Source organism: Erysipelothrix rhusiopathiae (assembly GCF_900637845.1).
Taxonomy (GTDB): Bacteria; Bacillota_I; Bacilli_A; order Erysipelotrichales; family Erysipelotrichaceae; genus Erysipelothrix; species Erysipelothrix rhusiopathiae.
On sequence record NZ_LR134439.1, the window covers coordinates 1127544 to 1146432 of the forward strand.

Annotated in this window: 14 protein-coding genes and 2 rRNA genes; 14 read left to right on the forward strand and 2 right to left on the reverse strand. The window is 37.8% G+C overall.

Annotated elements, in window-relative coordinates; genetic code table 11:
• Positions 1-220: 220 nt before the first annotated feature.
• The 11 genes from EL194_RS05530 to cysE all read left to right on the forward strand — a co-directional run bounded on the left by EL194_RS05530 (position 221) and on the right by cysE (position 11761).
• A 23S ribosomal RNA gene (locus tag EL194_RS05530) occupies positions 221-3118 on the forward strand.
• Positions 3119-3194: 76 nt separating this feature from the next.
• Positions 3195-3308 (forward strand): 5S ribosomal RNA (gene rrf, locus EL194_RS05535).
• Positions 3309-3546: 238 nt separating this feature from the next.
• Entirely contained in the window at positions 3547-4617 is a 1071-nt protein-coding gene (locus EL194_RS05540) for an ABC transporter ATP-binding protein (protein ID WP_003772993.1), read from the forward strand.
• Positions 4617-5501 carry a carbohydrate ABC transporter permease gene (locus tag EL194_RS05545; RefSeq protein WP_003772994.1) on the forward strand — a complete coding sequence of 295 codons (885 nt, stop codon included), beginning with the start codon at positions 4617-4619 and terminating at the stop codon, positions 5499-5501. The genes EL194_RS05540 and EL194_RS05545 overlap by 1 nt, the downstream gene beginning before the upstream one ends.
• A gap of 2 nt (positions 5502-5503) precedes the next feature.
• Complete coding sequence (locus EL194_RS05550) at positions 5504-6364, forward strand: carbohydrate ABC transporter permease (RefSeq protein WP_003772995.1); 861 nt, start codon at positions 5504-5506, stop codon at positions 6362-6364.
• Positions 6348-7625 (forward strand): MBL fold metallo-hydrolase, encoded by a 1278-nt coding sequence (locus EL194_RS05555; RefSeq protein ID WP_003772996.1) that lies wholly within the window; start codon positions 6348-6350, stop codon positions 7623-7625. The genes EL194_RS05550 and EL194_RS05555 overlap by 17 nt, the downstream gene beginning before the upstream one ends.
• Before the next feature lie 20 nt (positions 7626-7645).
• Positions 7646-8905, forward strand: coding sequence for an ABC transporter substrate-binding protein (locus EL194_RS05560; protein WP_003772998.1), 1260 nt, complete (start codon positions 7646-7648; stop codon positions 8903-8905).
• Between the two features lie 107 nt (positions 8906-9012).
• On the forward strand, positions 9013-9564 hold the full coding sequence (locus EL194_RS05565) for a hypothetical protein (protein WP_003772999.1): 552 nt from the start codon (positions 9013-9015) through the stop codon (positions 9562-9564).
• Positions 9557-10483, forward strand: a complete 927-nt coding sequence (locus EL194_RS05570; RefSeq protein WP_003773000.1) for a helix-turn-helix transcriptional regulator — start codon at positions 9557-9559, stop codon at positions 10481-10483. The genes EL194_RS05565 and EL194_RS05570 overlap by 8 nt, the downstream gene beginning before the upstream one ends.
• 134 nt (positions 10484-10617) lie before the next feature.
• Entirely contained in the window at positions 10618-11220 is a 603-nt protein-coding gene (locus EL194_RS05575) for a deoxynucleoside kinase (RefSeq protein ID WP_232012986.1), read from the forward strand.
• 10 nt (positions 11221-11230) lie between these two features.
• Positions 11231-11761 (forward strand): serine O-acetyltransferase, encoded by a 531-nt coding sequence (gene cysE / locus EL194_RS05580; protein ID WP_003773002.1) that lies wholly within the window; start codon positions 11231-11233, stop codon positions 11759-11761.
• 32 nt (positions 11762-11793) lie between these two features.
• Here cysE and EL194_RS05585 read toward each other — a convergent pair whose 3' ends face one another.
• Together EL194_RS05585 and EL194_RS05590 are read right to left on the reverse strand one after the other, a co-directional pair.
• The gene (locus EL194_RS05585; RefSeq protein WP_003773004.1) at positions 11794-13074 is read right to left on the reverse strand and encodes an adenylosuccinate synthase; all 1281 of its coding nucleotides are present in this window, start codon (positions 13072-13074) and stop codon (positions 11794-11796) included.
• A gap of 153 nt (positions 13075-13227) precedes the next feature.
• Entirely contained in the window at positions 13228-14751 is a 1524-nt protein-coding gene (locus EL194_RS05590; protein ID WP_003773005.1) for a bifunctional metallophosphatase/5'-nucleotidase, read from the reverse strand.
• Positions 14752-14855: 104 nt separating this feature from the next.
• Here EL194_RS05590 and EL194_RS05595 point away from each other — a divergent pair, with 104 nt between their 5' ends.
• From EL194_RS05595 to EL194_RS05605, 3 genes are all read left to right on the forward strand, one after another.
• Positions 14856-15083: a hypothetical protein gene (locus tag EL194_RS05595; RefSeq protein WP_013852665.1), complete on the forward strand. Its 228-nt coding sequence runs from the start codon at positions 14856-14858 to the stop codon at positions 15081-15083.
• 92 nt (positions 15084-15175) lie between these two features.
• Complete coding sequence (locus EL194_RS05600) at positions 15176-16969, forward strand: ABC transporter ATP-binding protein (protein ID WP_003773006.1); 1794 nt, start codon at positions 15176-15178, stop codon at positions 16967-16969.
• Positions 16959-18809 carry an ABC transporter ATP-binding protein gene (locus EL194_RS05605; protein WP_003773007.1) on the forward strand — a complete coding sequence of 617 codons (1851 nt, stop codon included), beginning with the start codon at positions 16959-16961 and terminating at the stop codon, positions 18807-18809. The genes EL194_RS05600 and EL194_RS05605 overlap by 11 nt, the downstream gene beginning before the upstream one ends.
• Positions 18810-18889: the final 80 nt, after the last annotated feature.

Here is an 18889-nt window from a genome sequence, read left to right on the forward strand (position 1 = left end):
TTTGAAAACTGAATAACAGAAAAGAAAAAGAGATAGACAAAGAAATAAATGTTATCAACATGATCTTTTCGAATAGTTGTATAAAACTAGATTTACATCAAGTTAAACAAAAACAGTAACTTAAGCAATTAAGTAAGCAATCAAAGCAAACACACAGCTTATCAAGCGATAAGCGTTAAAAAAAACCTGATTTTAAGAATTAGGGCGCGAAATTACATGTGATTAAATATGTAAGGGCGTACGGTGGATGCCTAGGCACTAAGAGCTGATGAAGGACGCGACTAACAGCGAAATGCCTCGGGGAGTGGTACGTACACAACGATCCGGGGGTATCCGAATGGGGAAACCCAATACTGGTTATGCAGTATTACACATAAATGAATACATAGTTTATGATGAGGCAACCTTGCGAACTGAAACATCTTAGTAGCAAGAGGAAAAGAAAACAAAAGTGATTCCCTGAGTAGTGGCGAGCGAAACGGGAAAAGCCCAAACCATCTTCGTGATGGGGTAGTAGGACCACAACGTGGGATATCGAAGCTAGTCGAATGGCATTGAAAGGCCAGTCAAAGAAGGTGCAAACCCTGTAGACGAAAGCGTAAGATACTCTAGTGGTATCCTGAGTACGGCGAGGCACGAGAAACCTTGTCGGAATCAACCGGGACCACCCGGTAAGGCTAAATACTCCTTAGTGACCGATAGTGAACCAGTACCGTGAGGGAAAGGTGAAAAGAACCGCGGAAGCGGAGTGAAATAGATCCTGAAACCGTATGCTTACAAGAAGTCAGAGCCCGTTAATGGGTGATGGCGTGCCTTTTGTAGAATGAACCGGCGAGTTACTCATAATGTGCGAGGTTAAGTTGAAGAGACGGAGCCGAAGCGAAAGCGAGTCTTAATAGGGCGATATAGTACATTGTGGTAGACCCGAAACTGAGTGATCTAGCCATGACCAGGTTGAAGTTTGGGTGAAACCAAATGGAGGACCGAACCGACCATCGTTGAAAAGCTGGCGGATGAGTTGTGGCTAGCGGAGAAATTCCAATCGAACTCAGATATAGCTGGTTCTCCCCGAAATAGCTTTAGGGCTAGCGTCAATGTAAGGCCACTGGAGGTAGAGCACTGAATGTATGATGGCCCCATCTCGGGGTACTGAATATAATCAAACTCCGAATGCCAGTGGATAGTAGTTGGCAGTCAGACTATGGGTGATAAGGTCCGTAGTCGAAAGGGAAACAGCCCAGACCATCAGTTAAGGTCCCAAAATTCATGCTAAGTGGAAAAGGATGTGGGGATGCACAGACAACTAGGAGGTTGGCTCAGAAGCAGCCATCCTTTAAAGAGTGCGTAACAGCTCACTAGTCGAGTGACCCTGCGCCGAAAATGTACCGGGGCTAAGTATGATACCGAAACTATGGATTTATTGTTTCAATAAATGGTAGGGGAGCGTTCTATACAGCGTTGAAGCTGTACCGTAAGGAGCAGTGGAGTGTATAGAAGTGAGAATGCCGGTGTGAGTAGCGAGATGTCAGTGAGAATCTGACACACCGATTGCCTAAGGTTTCCAGGGGAAGGCTCGTCCTCCCTGGGTAAGTCGGGACCTAAGATGAGGCTGAAAAGCGTAGTCGATGGACAACAGGTTGATATTCCTGTACCCGATACATAAGTGAAGGAATGACAGAGAAGGCTAGGTTATGCCAGCGACTGGAAGTGCTGGTTTAAGCGAAGGAGCTGTATGGTAGGCAAATCCGCCATGCAAAGCAAAGGCGTTACGAGGAGTGAACCCGTGAGGAAGTAGCGAAGTAACTGATGCCAGCTCTCAAGAAAAGTTTCTAGCGTTAATTATGTATTGGCCCGTACCAAAACCGACACAGGTAGGCAAGGAGAGAATCCTAAGGTGAGCGAGAGAACTGTTGCCAAGGAACTCGGCAAAATGACCCCGTAACTTCGGGAGAAGGGGTGCTCGTAAGAGCCGCAGTGAAGAGGCCCAAGCGACTGTTTAACTAAAACACAGCTCTCTGCAAAGTCGCAAGACGAAGTATAGGGGGTGACACCTGCCCGGTGCTGGAAGGTTAAGGGAATATGTTAGAATTCGTTCGAAGCATTGAACTGAAGCCCCAGTGAACGGCGGCCGTAACTATAACGGTCCTAAGGTAGCGAAATTCCTTGTCGGGTAAGTTCCGACCCGCACGAAAGGTGTAACGATTTGGGCGCTGTCTCGGCAGCAGACTCGGTGAAATCTTAGTACCGGTAAAGATGCCGGTTACCCGCAACTAGACGGAAAGACCCCATGGAGCTTTACTGTAGCTTGATATTGAACTTTGAGCCTACATGTACAGGATAGGTGGGAGACTATGAAGCATGTACGCTAGTATATGTGGAGTCGCCATTGGGATACCACTCTTGTATGTTTGAAGTTCTAACCGCGTACCGTGATCCGGTACCGGGAGAGTGTCAGGTGGGCAGTTTGACTGGGGCGGTCGCCTCCTAAAGAGTAACGGAGGCGCCCAAAGGTACCCTCAGATTGGTTGGAAATCAATCGACGAGCGTAAAGGCAGAAGGGTGCTTGACTGCGAGACCTACAAGTCGAGCAGGGACGAAAGTCGGGCTTAGTGATCCGGCGGTTCCGAGTGGAAGGGCCGTCGCTTAACGGATAAAAGCTACCCTGGGGATAACAGGCTAATCTCGCCCAAGAGTTCACATCGACGGCGAGGTTTGGCACCTCGATGTCGGCTCATCGCATCCTGGAGCTGAATTAGGTTCCAAGGGTTGGGCTGTCCGCCCATTAAAGCGGTACGCGAGCTGGGTTCAGAACGTCGTGAGACAGTTCGGTCCCTATCTGTTGTGGGCGTAGGAAATTTGAGGAGCGCTGTCCCTAGTACGAGAGGACCGGGATGGACATACCGCTGGTGTACCAGTTGTTCTGCCAAGGGCATCGCTGGGTAGCTAAGTATGGACTGGATAAGCGCTGAAAGCATCTAAGCACGAAGCCAACTCCAAGATGAGATTTCCCATACGTAAGTAGTAAGACCCCTGAGAGACGATCAGGTTGATAGGTCAGAGGTGGAAGCATAGTGATATGTGGAGCTGACTGATACTAATAGGTCGAGGTTTTAATCACAAAAGATACAACGATTCGAAAAAGATCAAATTTCTGTTATTCAGTTTTGAGAGTTCATCTCTCTAATGCACTACGATCTGGTGATTTTAGCGAAGTGGTCACACCTGTTCCCATCTCGAACACAGAAGTTAAGCACTTTAGCGGCGACAATATCTAGCCACGCGCTAGTGAAGATAGTTCATCGCCAGGTAATTTGACACTCTATTTAGAGTGTCTTTTTTTATATATGCTTTTAGTTGTGATTATGTGACGGTTTATATTTTTTTCACATGTTTATTTAATATTGTTAATGGTTTTTAACACAAATACATGTATTGACTGTTATAATAATGATGTAACAACTGTACGTAAAATTCGTGGTGTTCACGAAATAAATAATATCGAATATATTAAAATTACGTAATAATATGTTTATAGGAGGAAGATGAATGATTGAAGTCAAGGACTTACGGAAAGTGTTTGATAATGGTTTTGAGGCATTAAAACAAGTTACATTCTCGATTGAGAAAGGTGATTTGGTTTGCTTACTTGGCCCTAGTGGTTGTGGAAAAACAACAATTTTAAATTTAATTGCTGGATTACTCGATCCCACAGATGGCACAATTCACAATGAAGGGGTCTCAATGGTTGATAAGCATCCTAAAGATCGTGATATTGGTTTTGTATTTCAAAACTACGCACTTTACCCACATATGACAGTATTAGAAAATGTCATGTTCCCACTACGTGTTGGCGATAAAAAAATGCCTAAAGAAGAAGCTGAAAAAATTGCTCGTAAATATATGGCGTTAACAGATATTGAAGAATTAGCAAATAAAAAACCAGGGACAATGTCTGGTGGACAACAACAACGTGTAGCGATTACACGTGCTTTAGTTCAAAACCCTTCAATTTTATTACTTGATGAACCATTAAGTAACCTTGATGCGCGTTTGCGCTTGAAAATTCGTGAAGAAATTCGTCGTCTTGTTAAAGAAATTAACATTACTACAATTTTTGTAACGCATGATCAAGAAGAAGCGTTATCGATTAGTGATAAAATTGTTCTAATGAACGAAGGTGTTATCCAACAATATGATGACCCTCAAAATCTATATTTAGAACCTAATAATTTATTTGTTGCTCAATTTATTGGTAATCCTGTCATCAACATTCTTCCTGTAGAAGTTAAAAATGGCACAATCGTAGGAGAAACTTTTGAATTCAATAAGAGTTCACTCGTACAAAATCGAATTAAAACAGATTTAACTGATGGAACATATCTTTTAGGTGTTCGTCCAGAAGATATTATTTTCGGTGAGCAAGGAATTTTTAATACGGAAATTGAAACCGTAGAACTTATTGGTCGTGAGGGAATCCTTAATTTTAAAATTGGTTCAAAAAATGCGAAGGGAATCGTAAGTATCGAATCTTTAATTGATCCTGCAACAATCGTTAATTGCGATTTCAATTATCCACGTATCTTTATGTTTAATGAATCTGGCGAGAGGGTCTACTAATGAAGAAGTTTAAGTATAGCGCTGAAAATCAAAGACAAGCTTGGTTGTTTCTTTTGCCTGCTTTGGTGATTATTGCTTTATTTAATATATATCCATTAATCCGCGCGTTAATCATGTCATTTCAATCAGGTACATTAACAAACTTGAAGCCCGCTGGTATTAGTAATTACCAATACGTATTACAAGATCCAAAGTTTCATATTGCAATGCGAAATACTGCAGTTTATGCCTTTCTTGTAGTTCCAATTTGTTTAATTATTTCAATGTTTATTGCACTGCTTATTTTTGAGAAAATAAAGAATAAGAGTTTCTTTGAAACAATTTTCTTTATTCCTTACTTAACAAGTGTTATTGCGATTGGGGTTGTGTTCCGTTATCTCTTTAATGGTTCTTACGGATTCATTAACTTTCTATTAAGCTTTATTAATGTAGGTCCAATTAATTTCTTGGACGACATCATGATGAGTTTGCCAACGCTGGTCATTTTTGGAATTTGGAATGGTCTTGCGTTTAATATAATCATTCTACTTTCAGGCCTTCGTAATATTGATCGTGAATACTATAAGGTAGCCGATATGTTTGGTGCAACGGAACTTCAAAAATTATTTCGAATAACTTTGCCTCAACTTATCCCAACTTTAACGTTCCTGTTAACAGTTAACTTAATTAATGCCTTTAAAGTATATACTCAAGTCTTTGCGATCTTTAATGGTAAGGCGGGAATTGCAAACAGTGCGACAACTGCCGTATTCTATATATTCACTACCTTCCATGTTGATAATCGATATGGTCCGGCTATGGCCGCAACAATTCTTCTGTTTGTGTTTATTCTTGTATTAACACTGATTCAGAATAAAGTGTTGAAGAAGATAGAGGAGAGATAGCCGTGAACGAAAAATCTGAATTTTCACCAAGTTTAAAAATGATACTAACTAAGATATTTAAAGTAATTGCGACAATCTTTATTGTGGTTATGGCGATCATCACCTTATTTCCATTTGTATATATGATTCTCGCAAGTTTGATGACCTATCAAGAAGCAACAAGTATTCCACCTACATTAATTCCTGCATCACCACAGTTCCACAACTTTGTGGAAGTATTTCAAACTGCACCGTTTGTTCGTTATTTCATTAATACTGTAGTGGTTGCAGGTATTAGTACACTTGGAATTTTAATTACATCAACTTTGGCTGCATTTGCACTTGTTAAGCTCGAGTTTAAACACAAAGGTCTAATTATTCTAATCATGGTATCTTTGCTTATGGTACCGTATGAGTCAACAGTCTTTACAAATTATCAGACGATTGCGCGCCTTGGTTTATTGAATACATATACTGCGTTGATCGTTCCATCACTTGCCAGCGTATTCTATATATTCTATCTAAAAGGATATCTAACAAGTATTCCAATTTCATACTATAAAGCAGCGAAAATTGATGGGTGTACTGATTTGGAATTTATTCGTAAAATTATGATTCCTTTATCAAAACCTGCTCTGGTTACCATTGGTATTCTAAGCTTTATCTCACACTGGAATTCATTCTTGTGGCCACTATTGGTTACAAATGATTCAAGTATGCGTTTATTGAATAATGGGTTGAGCGCATTTGCTACTGAGAGTGGAACGGATGTTCACCTTCAAATGGCAGCTGCGACATTAACGATTATTCCTGTGCTGATTATTTACTTTATATTTAGAAATCAAATTATTAAAGGAGTGTCGAAGAGTGGACTTAAAGGATAGAAAAACAAAAATTACATTTCATAGCGGTGTCCTTACAATTGGTGGTACTGTTATTGAAATAGCGTATGAAGATTCACATATCTTTTTTGATTTCGGTACAGAATTTAAACCGGAATTAAATCTTAAAAATGAATCGCTTCAAGAACTAATTGATCATCGTTTAGTGCCCCATTTAGAGAATGTTTATGATCCTGAATTAGGGTATACATATCCCTTCGATAAGGGCCCTAACTATACCCATACAGCTGTGTTTTTAAGTCATTGTCATCTTGATCATACGCGTATGGTTAATTACTTAGATCCAAAAATTCCGATGTATGCACTTAAAGAAACTAAAGTTTTATTAAACAGTTTGAATGCACAAAATGACTTTATTTTACCAAGAGCAAAGACTTCAGATTCCTTTACACGTGATATTATCGGTTGTGATAATCATGATGTGATTGAAGTTGGAGATATCAAAGTAGAATTAAGTCGTGTTGACCATGATGCTTATGGTGCTTGTGGTCTTTTGATTACAACACCGGATATGCATATTGCTTACACTGGTGATTTACGACTTCATGGTTTTGATGTTGAAGATTCCCTTCACTATTGTGAACAAGCGAAGAACACAGATATGCTTATTATTGAAGGTGTGTCGATAAGCTTCCCTCAAGAGGACCGTGCAACGGGCCGAATTGAAACAGAAGCAGATTTACTTAAGAAAATCGTGAATATTGTAAACAGTAATCCAACCAAACAAGTGACTTTCAATTGCTATCCTGCAAACGTTAAACGTTTAGCTGAGATTGTAAGACAAAGTCCACGTGAGGTGGTACTCGAAGCATCCTTTGCAAATATCTTGAAAGAGTGTTTAAATATGGAGTGTAAGTATTACAATACCAATGACAACAACTTTAACCTGGATAAGAATCTTGAAGTGGATTACAATACACTGATTGAAGATGAGGGAGATTATCTATGGCAGGTTGTTGATCATCACGAAAACCTTAAAGGAGGTGGTGTCTATATCCATAGCGACGCTTCGCCGCTAGGAGAATTTGATCCAGCATATTTACCATTTATTCAGTTGTTGAAGGATTGCGATATTGAATTTAATCGTATAGCGTGTTCTGGACATGCTTACCCTGAAGATTTAGATCGTATTGTAGGCCTAATTCAACCGAAGTTATTAGTTCCAATTCATTCTCTAAGACCAGATTTACTTGAGAATAAATATGGAATGCGTCATTTACCAACCCGTGGGGAAACTATCTAAAGGAGACACATAAAACAAATATGGGAAATATTAAAAAGATTTTAGTAGCATTACTTGCTTTACTTGTTCTTGTAGGATGTTCAAATAAAGGTGATGATACAGCATCTGCTGATATTGTTACTGAGTTAACAGAAGAAACAGAAATTCGTTTCTGGCATGCAATGAATGGTAAACAAGAAGAAGCATTAACAAAACTTACTGAAGATTTTATGGCTGCAAATCCAAAGGTTAAAGTTGTATTACAAAACCAATCAAGTTATCCGGATTTACGTCAAAAATTATCTGCAACACTTGTAAGTCCTAAAGACTTGCCTACAATGACACAAGCATATCCAGCATGGATGTTTAATGCGTCAGTAGATAAACTTGTTACAGACTTAACACCATATATCGAAAACGATACAATCGGAATGAAAGACTACAATGATATTGTTGAAGGATTCCGTGAAGGTGGTAAAATTGAAGGCGTAACATATGGTATGCCATTTAATAAATCAACAGAAGTTCTTTACTATAACAAAACGCTTCTTGATGAATTAGGACTTAAAGCTCCAACGAATCTTGAAGAACTAAAAGAAGTAAGTAAAACTGTTTATGAAAAGAAAAATATTGTGGGAGCAGGTTTTGACTCACTCAATAACTACTATGCTACAGGATTAATCAATAAAGGCGTCGAATTCAATAAGGATATGGATCCTACAAGTAAAGAAAGTATTGAAGTTGCATCATTCTACCAAGAAGGTGTAAAAGATGGTTACCTACGTATCGCAGGAACTGACAAATACTTATCCGGACCATTTGGTAATGGTCAACTTGCAATGAATGTTGGTAGTACAGCAGGAGAATCACACGTACTTAAAGGTGTAGACGGTCGTTTCGAAATTGGCGTTGTTAAACGTCCTGAAAAAATCAGTTTACAACAAGGTACTGACTTATACATGTTCTCATCCGCAACACCAGCACAAAAAACTGCAGCGTTTGAATACATGAAATTCTTAGTATCTGCTGATTCACAATTACACTGGGCTAAATCAACAGGTTATATTCCAGTGCGTACAAGTGTTATCGAAAGTAAAGAATACTTAGAAAGTGGTTCAATGATTGCACCATTAATTCAAGAAATTACGAAAGATGTATTTACAATTCCAGTATCCGCAAACTCAGATGCAGCTTATACAGAAGCAACTGTGAAGATGGAAGAATTACTGTCTGATACATCAAAAACACCAGAATCCGTAATGGAGTCATACAAAACTTCTTTACAAACAATCTGGCAATAATTAAATCAAAAGTGGATTCTAAATCCACTTTTTTTTTGGGATTTCTTGAGTATACGACCATTAATGTCGTATACTGTTGGTATACTTAAGTCAAGAGGTGATACAAGATGAAAAAAGGATTTAATTTAAAAGATTTGATGATTGCAATGAAAGGAAATGATGTGAGCTCATTTATTAATGATCAAGCACTTCGTTTTACAGAACGATTTGGATTATCATTTGAAGATTGTGTTTCCGTTACGCTAAAATTTGATTCCCATGAGGATGCACAGGATTTCTATAATGAGTTAAAATTTAATGCATATTATTCAAACGACTATTCAGTTGCTTCATCTGATTGTGGAGCGCATTATCTAACTGTATCCGGTGCTGAAACACTTTATGATTATTTTGGATCGAATGAACCAAATCTGTTAACTGTAAGTCGTGATCTAGACTTAAACTTTGAAATTTCTTTTATTCAAACGTATACCGGTACCGAGTTTACTGGCGCAGTTCATCGTGGTGAGCTTTTAAGTCGTCAATGTATTGTTGAGGTGAGTGATATGTTACCAGAATTTACGCTTGGAGGACTTTGTCAAATTGCACGCAGCGAATCAGAATTTAATGATCTGCTAACACGTTGCTATATTGTCGAAGGTCAAACGATTTATGAGTAAGTTAAGTAACGCACTTGTGATGTTAGATGTATTATCCGCACGCTCTGTTGTTCCCCTTTCAGAGCTTGCGGATCTTTTGGAGATAAGTGAGCGTGGCGTTCAACGTCTGAAAGGCGAGCTTGAATCTGTTGGATATGAGATTACAACGGTAATGGGACCAGGTGGTGGTTATGTATTGGAATCAAAAACACAGCTTCAGCCACTTGCTTTTGAGCGCAATGAACGTAAAATGTTGAAGCAAGCTTTTGCGGTTTTGTTATCACAAGATAATCCAACCTTAGGTAATGATTTTGTTGCGGTGATTTCAAAGTTATCGCATCAATTAGATTATAGTGGTAATGTTTCCATATCTGCTTTCCAATCGGTTAAGCTTAATGTCGATCCAAATCTCTATCAAAAACATATAGAGATGCTTGAGAACGCTATTGAAAACCATTTGCGTATAGACATTGTCTATAATAAAAATCATCGTGAGAAGCGATCATACATCTTTGAGCCTTATGAACTTGTGATCGTGAATAAGTTTTGGTATTTGTTGGGCTATGATGAAAAAAATCGTTACTTAAGTCTAAAAGTGAATCGAATTCATGAATTATCGTTACGTGATGAGATATTTCGTTTTGATGATGAGACATCAAGTAAACATGTTTTTTCGAAGTTTGGTTATAAAATTAAACCCGTATTTGCGGAATTAGAGGTTTTTGAACAAGATTATATCAGTGAGTATATTTGGGGCGAACACCAGGAAATTACATGGATTGACGATCATCGTTTTGTCTTAAAAGTTGAATTTTCCAACGAACTTGCCGTAAAAGATTTTATATTACAAGGTGGTTCTCATATTACAGTTTTAAAACCAGAGTGGCTTCGAGAATGGATTGTTGATGAATGTCATAAAATTACGAAACTCTATCGTTAAGAGGCTTGCTTTTTTGTCATGACAAAGCTAAACTTATGGATAGAGTGTCTCTTAGGGACATGAGATGGTGGTGAGTTATGGGATTTAATTATAGCGATATATTAAATTATGTATCACGGAAAGAGGTTTATGACATGATAGTTATTGAAGGTGTTGTTGGAGTTGGAAAAAGTTCATTAATGCGCATTCTTGGTCAAGAAGGCTACGAAGAGTTTGAAGAACCGGTAGTTGATAATCCAGTCTTGGATAAGTTTTATCATGACCGTTGTCGTTATTCATTCCCTCTACAAGTTTTTTTCCTAAATAAGCGTTTTGAACACATCAAACAAGCGAAAGATGTAAGTAAAGCGGTAATGGATCGAAGCATATATGGGGACGCAATATTCGCTCGTATGTTAAACTTAAGTGGAGAAATGAGTGACGAAGAATTTCAAATTTATTCTGAGTTATTACAAAATATGCTTGAACATGTTCATGTTCCAAAATTAATGGTATATCTTGAGATTAGTGTTGATGAGGCAATGAATCGTATTAAGAAACGTGGAAGAGATTATGAATTGATTGTTGAGCGTGAATATTGGGAAAAGCTCAATTATGAATACAGTAATTATTTTGACAATTACGATCTTTCACCAATGCTTAAAATTAATGTTGATCATCTTGATTTTGAAAATAATGAAGCCGATCGCATCTATGTTCTCAAACTCATCAATGAAGCGTTACTCGAATTAAAATAAGGAGTATTTTATGAGATTTTTAGAGACAGCACGTGCATATAAAAAACAAGATCCTGCTGTACGATCAGTTCTGGAGGTTATTTTACTTTATCCAGGATACCATGCGATGGGATTTTATCGAATCGCACATTGTTTCTATCGTATTAAGTTTTTCTTTGTGGCACGGCTTATTTCGCAGCTTGGACGATTCTTTACTCAAATTGAAATTCATCCGGGTGCAGAAATTGGTCGTCGATTTATTATTGATCATGGTAGCGGTGTTGTTATTGGACAGACTGCGATCATCGGTGATGATTGTTTGATACATCACGGAGTTACATTAGGCGGTAAATCGAGAGAGCCAGGGAAACGACACCCTACTTTAGGTAATAAAGTACACGTTGGTGCTGGAGCACAAGTACTGGGTAATATTATGATTCATGATGAAGCTGTCATTGGTGCAGGTAGTGTTGTGACCAAAGATGTTGCGCGTTGTGATATTGTTGCTGGGATTCCAGCTCGAACAATACGCAATAAGTGTAGTGATGAAGGAAGATTATAAAAAAAACGAACAGATTCTGTTCGTTTTTTTCTTTATCGTAAAGGAGTGCGCTTCATAATTTGGTTTCGATTTGGACCGTTTGAAACAAGTGCAATATTTGTATCAATGAGCGCTTCGAGTTTATTAATATAGTTTTTACAATTTTCAGGAAGATCATCGTAGCAGGTGATATGAGTAATATCTTCTTTCCATCCTGGGAATATTTCAATAACAGGTTGTGTTTGTTCTAGTTCTGTAATATTTCCAAAACGCATTGATTGTTGCCCTTGATACTCATACGCAGTAACGACTTTGATTTCATCAAGGTAAGAAAGTACATCAATGTTTGTCAGAGCTACATGAGTTGCTCCTTGAGTTTTACAACCAAATCGCGTTGCAACAGCATCAAAGTAACCAACTCGGCGTGGACGTTTTGTGTTGACACCATATTCTCCGGCATCGCCACCACGTTTACGCAATGCTTCCGCTTCATCTCCAAATATTTCTGAGACAAAAGCACCAGCACCGACACAACTTGAATAAGCTTTTGTGACTGCCCATACTTCATCGATAGGATGAGGTAAGCCTGCCCCTATAGTTGCAAAGTAAGCTAAAGTAGATGATGAGGTTGAATAGGGATAAATTCCAAAGTCTGGATCACGTAATGCACCAAGTTGTCCTTCGAAGAGAATGTTTTTACCCATATCATGCGCTTCATTTAAGAAGGTAAAGACATCACGAACAAAAGGATCAATTAAGTCTCGGTATGTCATCAATTCTTCAAAAATTGCATCCGCAGATAAAGGTTCTTGATGATATAAATTTACTAATAATGTATTTTTTATATCTAAGATGCGATTTATCTTATTGCGTAACCAGTCTTCGTTGTATAACTCACACACTTGAAAACCAATCTTTGCGTACTTATCCGAATAAAAAGGAGCAATCCCAGATTTTGTGGATCCGAATTGATCTTTACCCATACGCGCTTCCTCATAAACATCAAAATTTTTATGGTAACTCATCACAATTTGAGCGCGATCACTTACAATAACTTGAGGATGGACCCCACGTGATTTTAATTCTTCTAATTCTTGAATGAATGCGGGGATGTTTAAGGCAACACCATTACCAATAACATTTATCGTATGTTTATAAAAAACACCGGATGGCAACATTTTAAGTGCAAACTTGCCCTGATCATTGATAATTGTATGACCTGCGTTATTTCCACCTTGGAATCGAACGACGATATCTGACTCACTTGCGAATACATCGGTAAGCTTTCCTTTACCTTCATCGCCCCAGTTAGCACCTACTATAGCTTTAATCATAATTACCTCCTAAAAATACAAAATGAGACACCTTGGTGTCTCACTGTACACGAACTAGAATACTTTTATTTTTTTCGAGTGTCAAGATTTTTTTTTGATAGAATAAAAAAAATACAAAATTTCTAAGAACTTGAAACTTTGTATTTTAGGATTTTATGTTGAGGCAATAACTTTAATATTATCACGATGATTTACATGAACTGGAGAATTTTCTACAAAATAATCCATAATGATATCGACCATTTCTTCTTGAATATCATCCAATGTTTCGCTTTCCGCAACCATTGTATAGTTTCCGCCACCCATCGCACGATAATTATTCACAACGACTGTGAATTGATCATCGTCTTGTACGGGTTTGTCTTGATAAACTAGAGATGTAACTCGAGAGCCTCTTGGTTTTGAGATATCAAGTGTATAGTCCACACCATCAAGCATATCGTAATTATAGTGTTGAGGTTTTGGCTCTACATACTCTGGAGAAGGTACAATTTGATGCACTTCATTTAAGGTAAAGTAATGTGCACTGAATTCAATCATTTCACGAAGTGCTTTCCCACTCATTTGTTTTACAACTAATGTGTTGGGATAGAGGTAAGTACTCACTAATTCACGCATAGTGATAGATTTATTGAATCCTTGCGCGCCATTAAAGAGTGCTACTGATGAAATTTGCGCACCCGAACGTTTGAGTTGGATCTGATTTAAAAGGGACACGAGTGGATGCTTATGAAGTCGTGCATCCAATTCGTCATCAATCATCACATCCATGTTTTCTAAGGTTCCAACCGGTTGATCCAGCCATGTTTGTGTTTTATTTTGTAAAGATTCTAGGGGTTCAAGGAGGTCTTGGTCGATATCATAATCAGCTGCACTTAGGCGTTGTGCAGAGGTGCTTCCTGTTTCTAAATCAAGATCTATAGTAATGAATTCTTTTGCTTTAAAGGTATTTTGAGTTACTAAAACACCATTAACGGTTTCAATAAAAGAACGGTGTTGATGACCTGTAATTAAAATATCGAGTCCTTCTATCTCAGTCATAGCATAACCTTCATTTTCACCAGTAAGTCGTTCAGTAGGTTCACCGGTTTGTGGATCCCGTTCTAAACCACCATGGTACATTGCGATGACATAATCGACATCATTTCGCACACGTAAAACTTCTTTTTGAAGGTGTTCAAAAGCACTTTTAAAACGCATATTTTTAATATGAGCAGGACGTTCCCAATGTGGAATATATTGGGTTAAAACTCCAATTAACGCTATTTTTTTACCTTCATAGGTAAGAATCTGCGTACTTCCGGGTACATTACCCTCAATTTCTATATTTGAAGTAAGCAAAGGCGCATTATTTTCGTTAATATATTTGTTTAAAATTTTAGGACCATAATTAAAATCATGGTTCCCAAGATTGATGAAATCATAGTTCATTGCATTAAAACATTGTGCCATCGGGTTGGTTACCGTTTGCGCATGTTGATGTGCATAGGTTAAAAGAGGTGTGCCTTGAAAGGCATCTCCATTATCAAGAAGTAAAACATTTCCTTCATTTCGGAACTGTTTAACTGCAGTACTGATGCGTGCAAGCCCATAATCTTCAAGGTTTTCACGACTTGTATAATTTGTTGGAAAGATATTTCCATGGACGTCTGTTGTGACGACGATTTTAAGTTTCATTTTTATCACCAAATCTATTATACCAAATCTAACTTACGATGTTTGGTATTGATTACTTTTTTTGAAATATATGATAAAATATAAACAAATGAAAGGAGGAACTTATGAATCGCTCAGATAAATGTTTAATGTGTGTTATTTTATTTCTAACGATTATGTCGAATGGTATGTTTGGCTCTCATAATCAACAAGGGGCTTTTGTGTCTCCAAGAAATAGTAAGCACCTTTTAACCCAAGTGAATAAAAATGATAATATTGCATTATCGAGCGTCGCATTTTGTGGTATACAAAATACTTATGATTGTCTGTGTGATTCTGTAAGTGCCTCTTAGCACACTTATTTTCAGCATAGATATCATAAAAAACACATGGAAATGTGTTTTTTAAGCCTTAAAGGAGAAGATAATATAATATCGAGGTGAATATGAAAAATATTAAATTTATTTTTAAATATACTGAGGGGCATCGAAATAAAATCATAATGATGGCATTCTCAGTAATTATTTATTGTGCAGTACTTTTAGTGAATCCGCTTTTACTGCAGTATACAATTGATCATGTTTTAAACGACTTACCGATAAACACCTCATGGATGATGATGTTTACAGATTTTTTTGGAGGAATGAATTCCGTTCGTGATCACTTATGGTATGTAGGTGTTGTGATTGTGATTTTGAATGTTTTGAGTGGGTTTGCTCATTTTTGGGCTTCATACTCAATTGGTTCTTTTTCGGAGTATTTCTCAGAAAATTTACGTAATGATGTTTTTGATCATTTACAAAAATTACCCTATGCCTATCATGTACGCGCTAAAACGGGTGATTTAATCCAACGTTGTACCAGTGATGTAGATCAAATAGGACGGTTTTTAAAATCGAAAATTCAAGAGTTGGTGTATGCAGTAACGATGGTTGTCATTGCACTGACGGTTTTATTTCGAATTAATGCCAAGATGACATGGATTACAATGATTTCATTTCCATTCATCTTTGGATTCGCGTTTTTATTCTTTAAAAAAATGCAAGCTGTATTTAAGAAAAGTGACGAAGCTGAAGCGGCTTTGTCGAATACCTTTCAAGAGAGTATGGATGCAGTACGTGTTGTGAAAGCGTTTAATCAAGAACAGTTTGAAGTTGAAAAATTCGAGGTTAAAAATAAAGAATATGCTTCGATTACCAAAGAAATGATTCGACTTCTCGGTGTTTATTGGGGAACTTCGGACTTGCTCTGTTTTATGCAAACCTTGATTGTTCTTATCGCAAGTATTTTTGAAGTGCGTGCGGGAAACTTAACCGTTGGGAATGCAATTGTTTTTATTTCTTATGTAAATATGGTGCTTTGGCCAATTCGTAATGTGGGTCGAACCCTCTCGGATATGGGGAAGGTCAGTGTGAGTATTGATCGTTTAAATGAAATTTTAGAATTACCCATTGAAAATCTTGAATCCGGTCTAACCCCTGATATCCAAGGTGAAATCTTATTTGATAATGTTTCGTTTAAATATGATGATGCAAGCACACCCATACTCAAAAATTTAAATTTCAAAATTAATCCCGGTGAAACGGTTGCGATTATGGGACCGACCGGAAGTGGTAAATCGAGTTTAGTTCATTTACTTACCCGCATTTATGATGTCACTTCAGGGACTATTCGAATTGATGGCATTGATATTAATGATATTTCAAAAAGCTATCTTCGAAAAAACGTAGGACTTGTTCTTCAAGAGCCTTATTTATATTCGAAAACACTTTTTGAAAATATTCGAATTGCGATACCTCATGCCTCAGAACAAGATGTCTACGATGCATCCCGTGTCGCGTCAATTCACGATGTGATTACATCTTTTGATCTTGGGTATGAAACACCAGTGGGTGAAAAAGGTGTTACCTTATCGGGTGGACAAAAACAACGTGTTGCGATTGCGAGAACACTTATTGCCAATACACCAATTTTAATCTTTGATGATTCCTTGTCTGCTTTGGATTCGCAAACAGATGCGTCAATTCGAGAATCATTGAATCATACTAAAAATGCAACGTCTATCATCATTACCCATCGTATAAACAGTGCACAAAATGCAGACAAAATTATTGTTGTTCTAGATGGTGAGATCAAACAAATTGGTACTCATGATAGCTTATTGGAAGTTGATGGTTTGTACCGAAATATTTATGATATCCAAACGAATCAGAAAGGAGGTGCATTGTATGAGTTATAGAGAAGAAGAGCAATTCACTTCAGAAAAATTAGATGTGGGACTTTGGAAGAAAATCCTAAAGATGTTACTTGAAAATAAGAAGAATCTATTTTTAGCTTTATTTTTTGTTTTGTTGGAAGCGGTTATTGGAGTCATCCTACCGGTTCTAAATCGTTACGCCATTGATGTTTTCTATCAAGGGCATGGATCAACCGAAACGATTTTGAAGTTTACGCTACTTTATGGAGGCTTGGTTGCGGTTCAAGCATTTTTAATTTACGAGTTCATCTATCGCAGTGGTCTTATTGAGATGGATATTAGTTATCAAATCCGTCAAAATGTTATGGAGAAACTTCAGACGCTTCCCTTTTCGTACTATGATAAAACGCCAACAGGATGGATTATGGCTCGGATGACCAGTGATGTATCACGACTATCCGAAATACTTTCCTGGAGTTTTAATGACCTTGTATGGGGGTTTTTGGTGATGATCTTGTTACTGATTGTGATGTTTACTGTAAATTGGAAACTCGCTCTAATTATCCTTGTAATCGTACCGATGGTTTACTTTGTGAGTGCTTGGTTTCAAAAGCGCATTCTTCAAAACTATCGCAGTGTTCGTGCTGAAAATTCAAAAATAACACACGGATTCAGTGAAGGGATTACCGGCGCAAAGACCACAAAGACAATGGGCTTGGAAGCGATACATTATAGTGAATTTAAAAATAACACGATGGCAATGCGCTCCAAATCGATTCATGCTGTTATTCTGAGTGCACTTTATATGCCTTTGATTACCCTTATTTCTTCACTGGGAAATGCTGGCATTATTTACGTTGGGGGTAACATGGCATTACAAGGTGTTATCCAAATTGGGACTTTAATATTATTTACCCAGTATGCAGAACGGTTCTTTGAACCGTTACGAAACATCAGTAACGTGTTTGCACAATTACAAATGGCGCAGGCTTCTGCGGAACGTGTACTCTCATTGTTGGAACAAGATTCAACGCTCGTTGATCGTCCAGATGTTATTGAAAAGTACGGAACCATCTTAAATCCCAACGAATCCGTTTATGAACCAATAGTGGGAGATATTGAATTTAAAGATGTTGATTTTTATTATCAGGCATCAGAGCCTATCCTAAATAAATTTAATCTGACCGTGCAACCGAAGCAACGCATTGCTTTAGTCGGTGAAACGGGAAGTGGTAAATCGACGATTGTTAACTTAATATGTCGTTTTTATGAACCGATTTCTGGTTCGATACTGATTGATGGTGTTGATTATCGAGATCGCTCGATTGGCTGGCTTCATTCTCACCTTGGATATGTCTTGCAAGCACCGCATCTTTTCTCTGGATCTGTTCGAGATAATATTGCCTATGGAAAACCAGACGCATCGGATGAAGACGTGATAAAGGCTTCAAAACTTGTTGATGCGCATCGCTTCATCATGGAACTCGAAGATGGTTATCAAACGGATGTTGGTGAAGGAGGAAACCGATTGTCTACGGGACAAAAACAGTTAATTTCGTTTGCACGAGCAATACTTGTTGATCCATCAATCTTTATTCTCGATGAAGCAACAGCTTCAATCGATACAGAAACTGAGGCCATCATTCAGAATGCAGTCGAAACGGTACTTAAAGAGAAAACAAGTTTCATAATCGCTCACCGTCTTTCAACGATTGTGAATGCAGATCGAATTCTTGTCATTGATAAAGGTCAGATACTGGAAGATGGAAATCATCACAGTCTTATGAGCCAAAAAGGACGATATTACGAACTCTATATGAACCAGTTTAACGAGAAAAATCAAACAAATATGATGAATACACTAACACCTATTTCCGAATAGGTGTTTTTATCGCAATTCTTGTCATCTTGAATATTCGCTATCATAATTCGTGTCCTATAGAAATCTTTGTGATATGATAG

Bases quoted from the DNA above. Each gene is read 5' to 3' on its own strand.
- EL194_RS05540 (WP_003772993.1), top strand. From the start codon at position 3,547: ATGATTGAAGTCAAGGACTTACGGAAAGTGTTTGATAATGGTTTTGAG.
- EL194_RS05545 (WP_003772994.1), top strand. From the start codon at position 4,617: ATGAAGAAGTTTAAGTATAGCGCTGAAAATCAAAGACAAGCTTGGTTG.
- EL194_RS05560 (WP_003772998.1), top strand. From the start codon at position 7,646: ATGGGAAATATTAAAAAGATTTTAGTAGCATTACTTGCTTTACTTGTT.
- EL194_RS05565 (WP_003772999.1), top strand. From the start codon at position 9,013: ATGAAAAAAGGATTTAATTTAAAAGATTTGATGATTGCAATGAAAGGA.
- EL194_RS05570 (WP_003773000.1), top strand. From the start codon at position 9,557: ATGAGTAAGTTAAGTAACGCACTTGTGATGTTAGATGTATTATCCGCA.
- EL194_RS05575 (WP_232012986.1), top strand. From the start codon at position 10,618: ATGATAGTTATTGAAGGTGTTGTTGGAGTTGGAAAAAGTTCATTAATG.
- cysE (WP_003773002.1), top strand. From the start codon at position 11,231: ATGAGATTTTTAGAGACAGCACGTGCATATAAAAAACAAGATCCTGCT.
- EL194_RS05585 (WP_003773004.1), bottom strand. From the start codon at position 13,074: ATGATTAAAGCTATAGTAGGTGCTAACTGGGGCGATGAAGGTAAAGGA.
- EL194_RS05590 (WP_003773005.1), bottom strand. From the start codon at position 14,751: ATGAAACTTAAAATCGTCGTCACAACAGACGTCCATGGAAATATCTTT.
- EL194_RS05595 (WP_013852665.1), top strand. From the start codon at position 14,856: ATGAATCGCTCAGATAAATGTTTAATGTGTGTTATTTTATTTCTAACG.
- EL194_RS05600 (WP_003773006.1), top strand. From the start codon at position 15,176: ATGAAAAATATTAAATTTATTTTTAAATATACTGAGGGGCATCGAAAT.
- EL194_RS05605 (WP_003773007.1), top strand. From the start codon at position 16,959: ATGAGTTATAGAGAAGAAGAGCAATTCACTTCAGAAAAATTAGATGTG.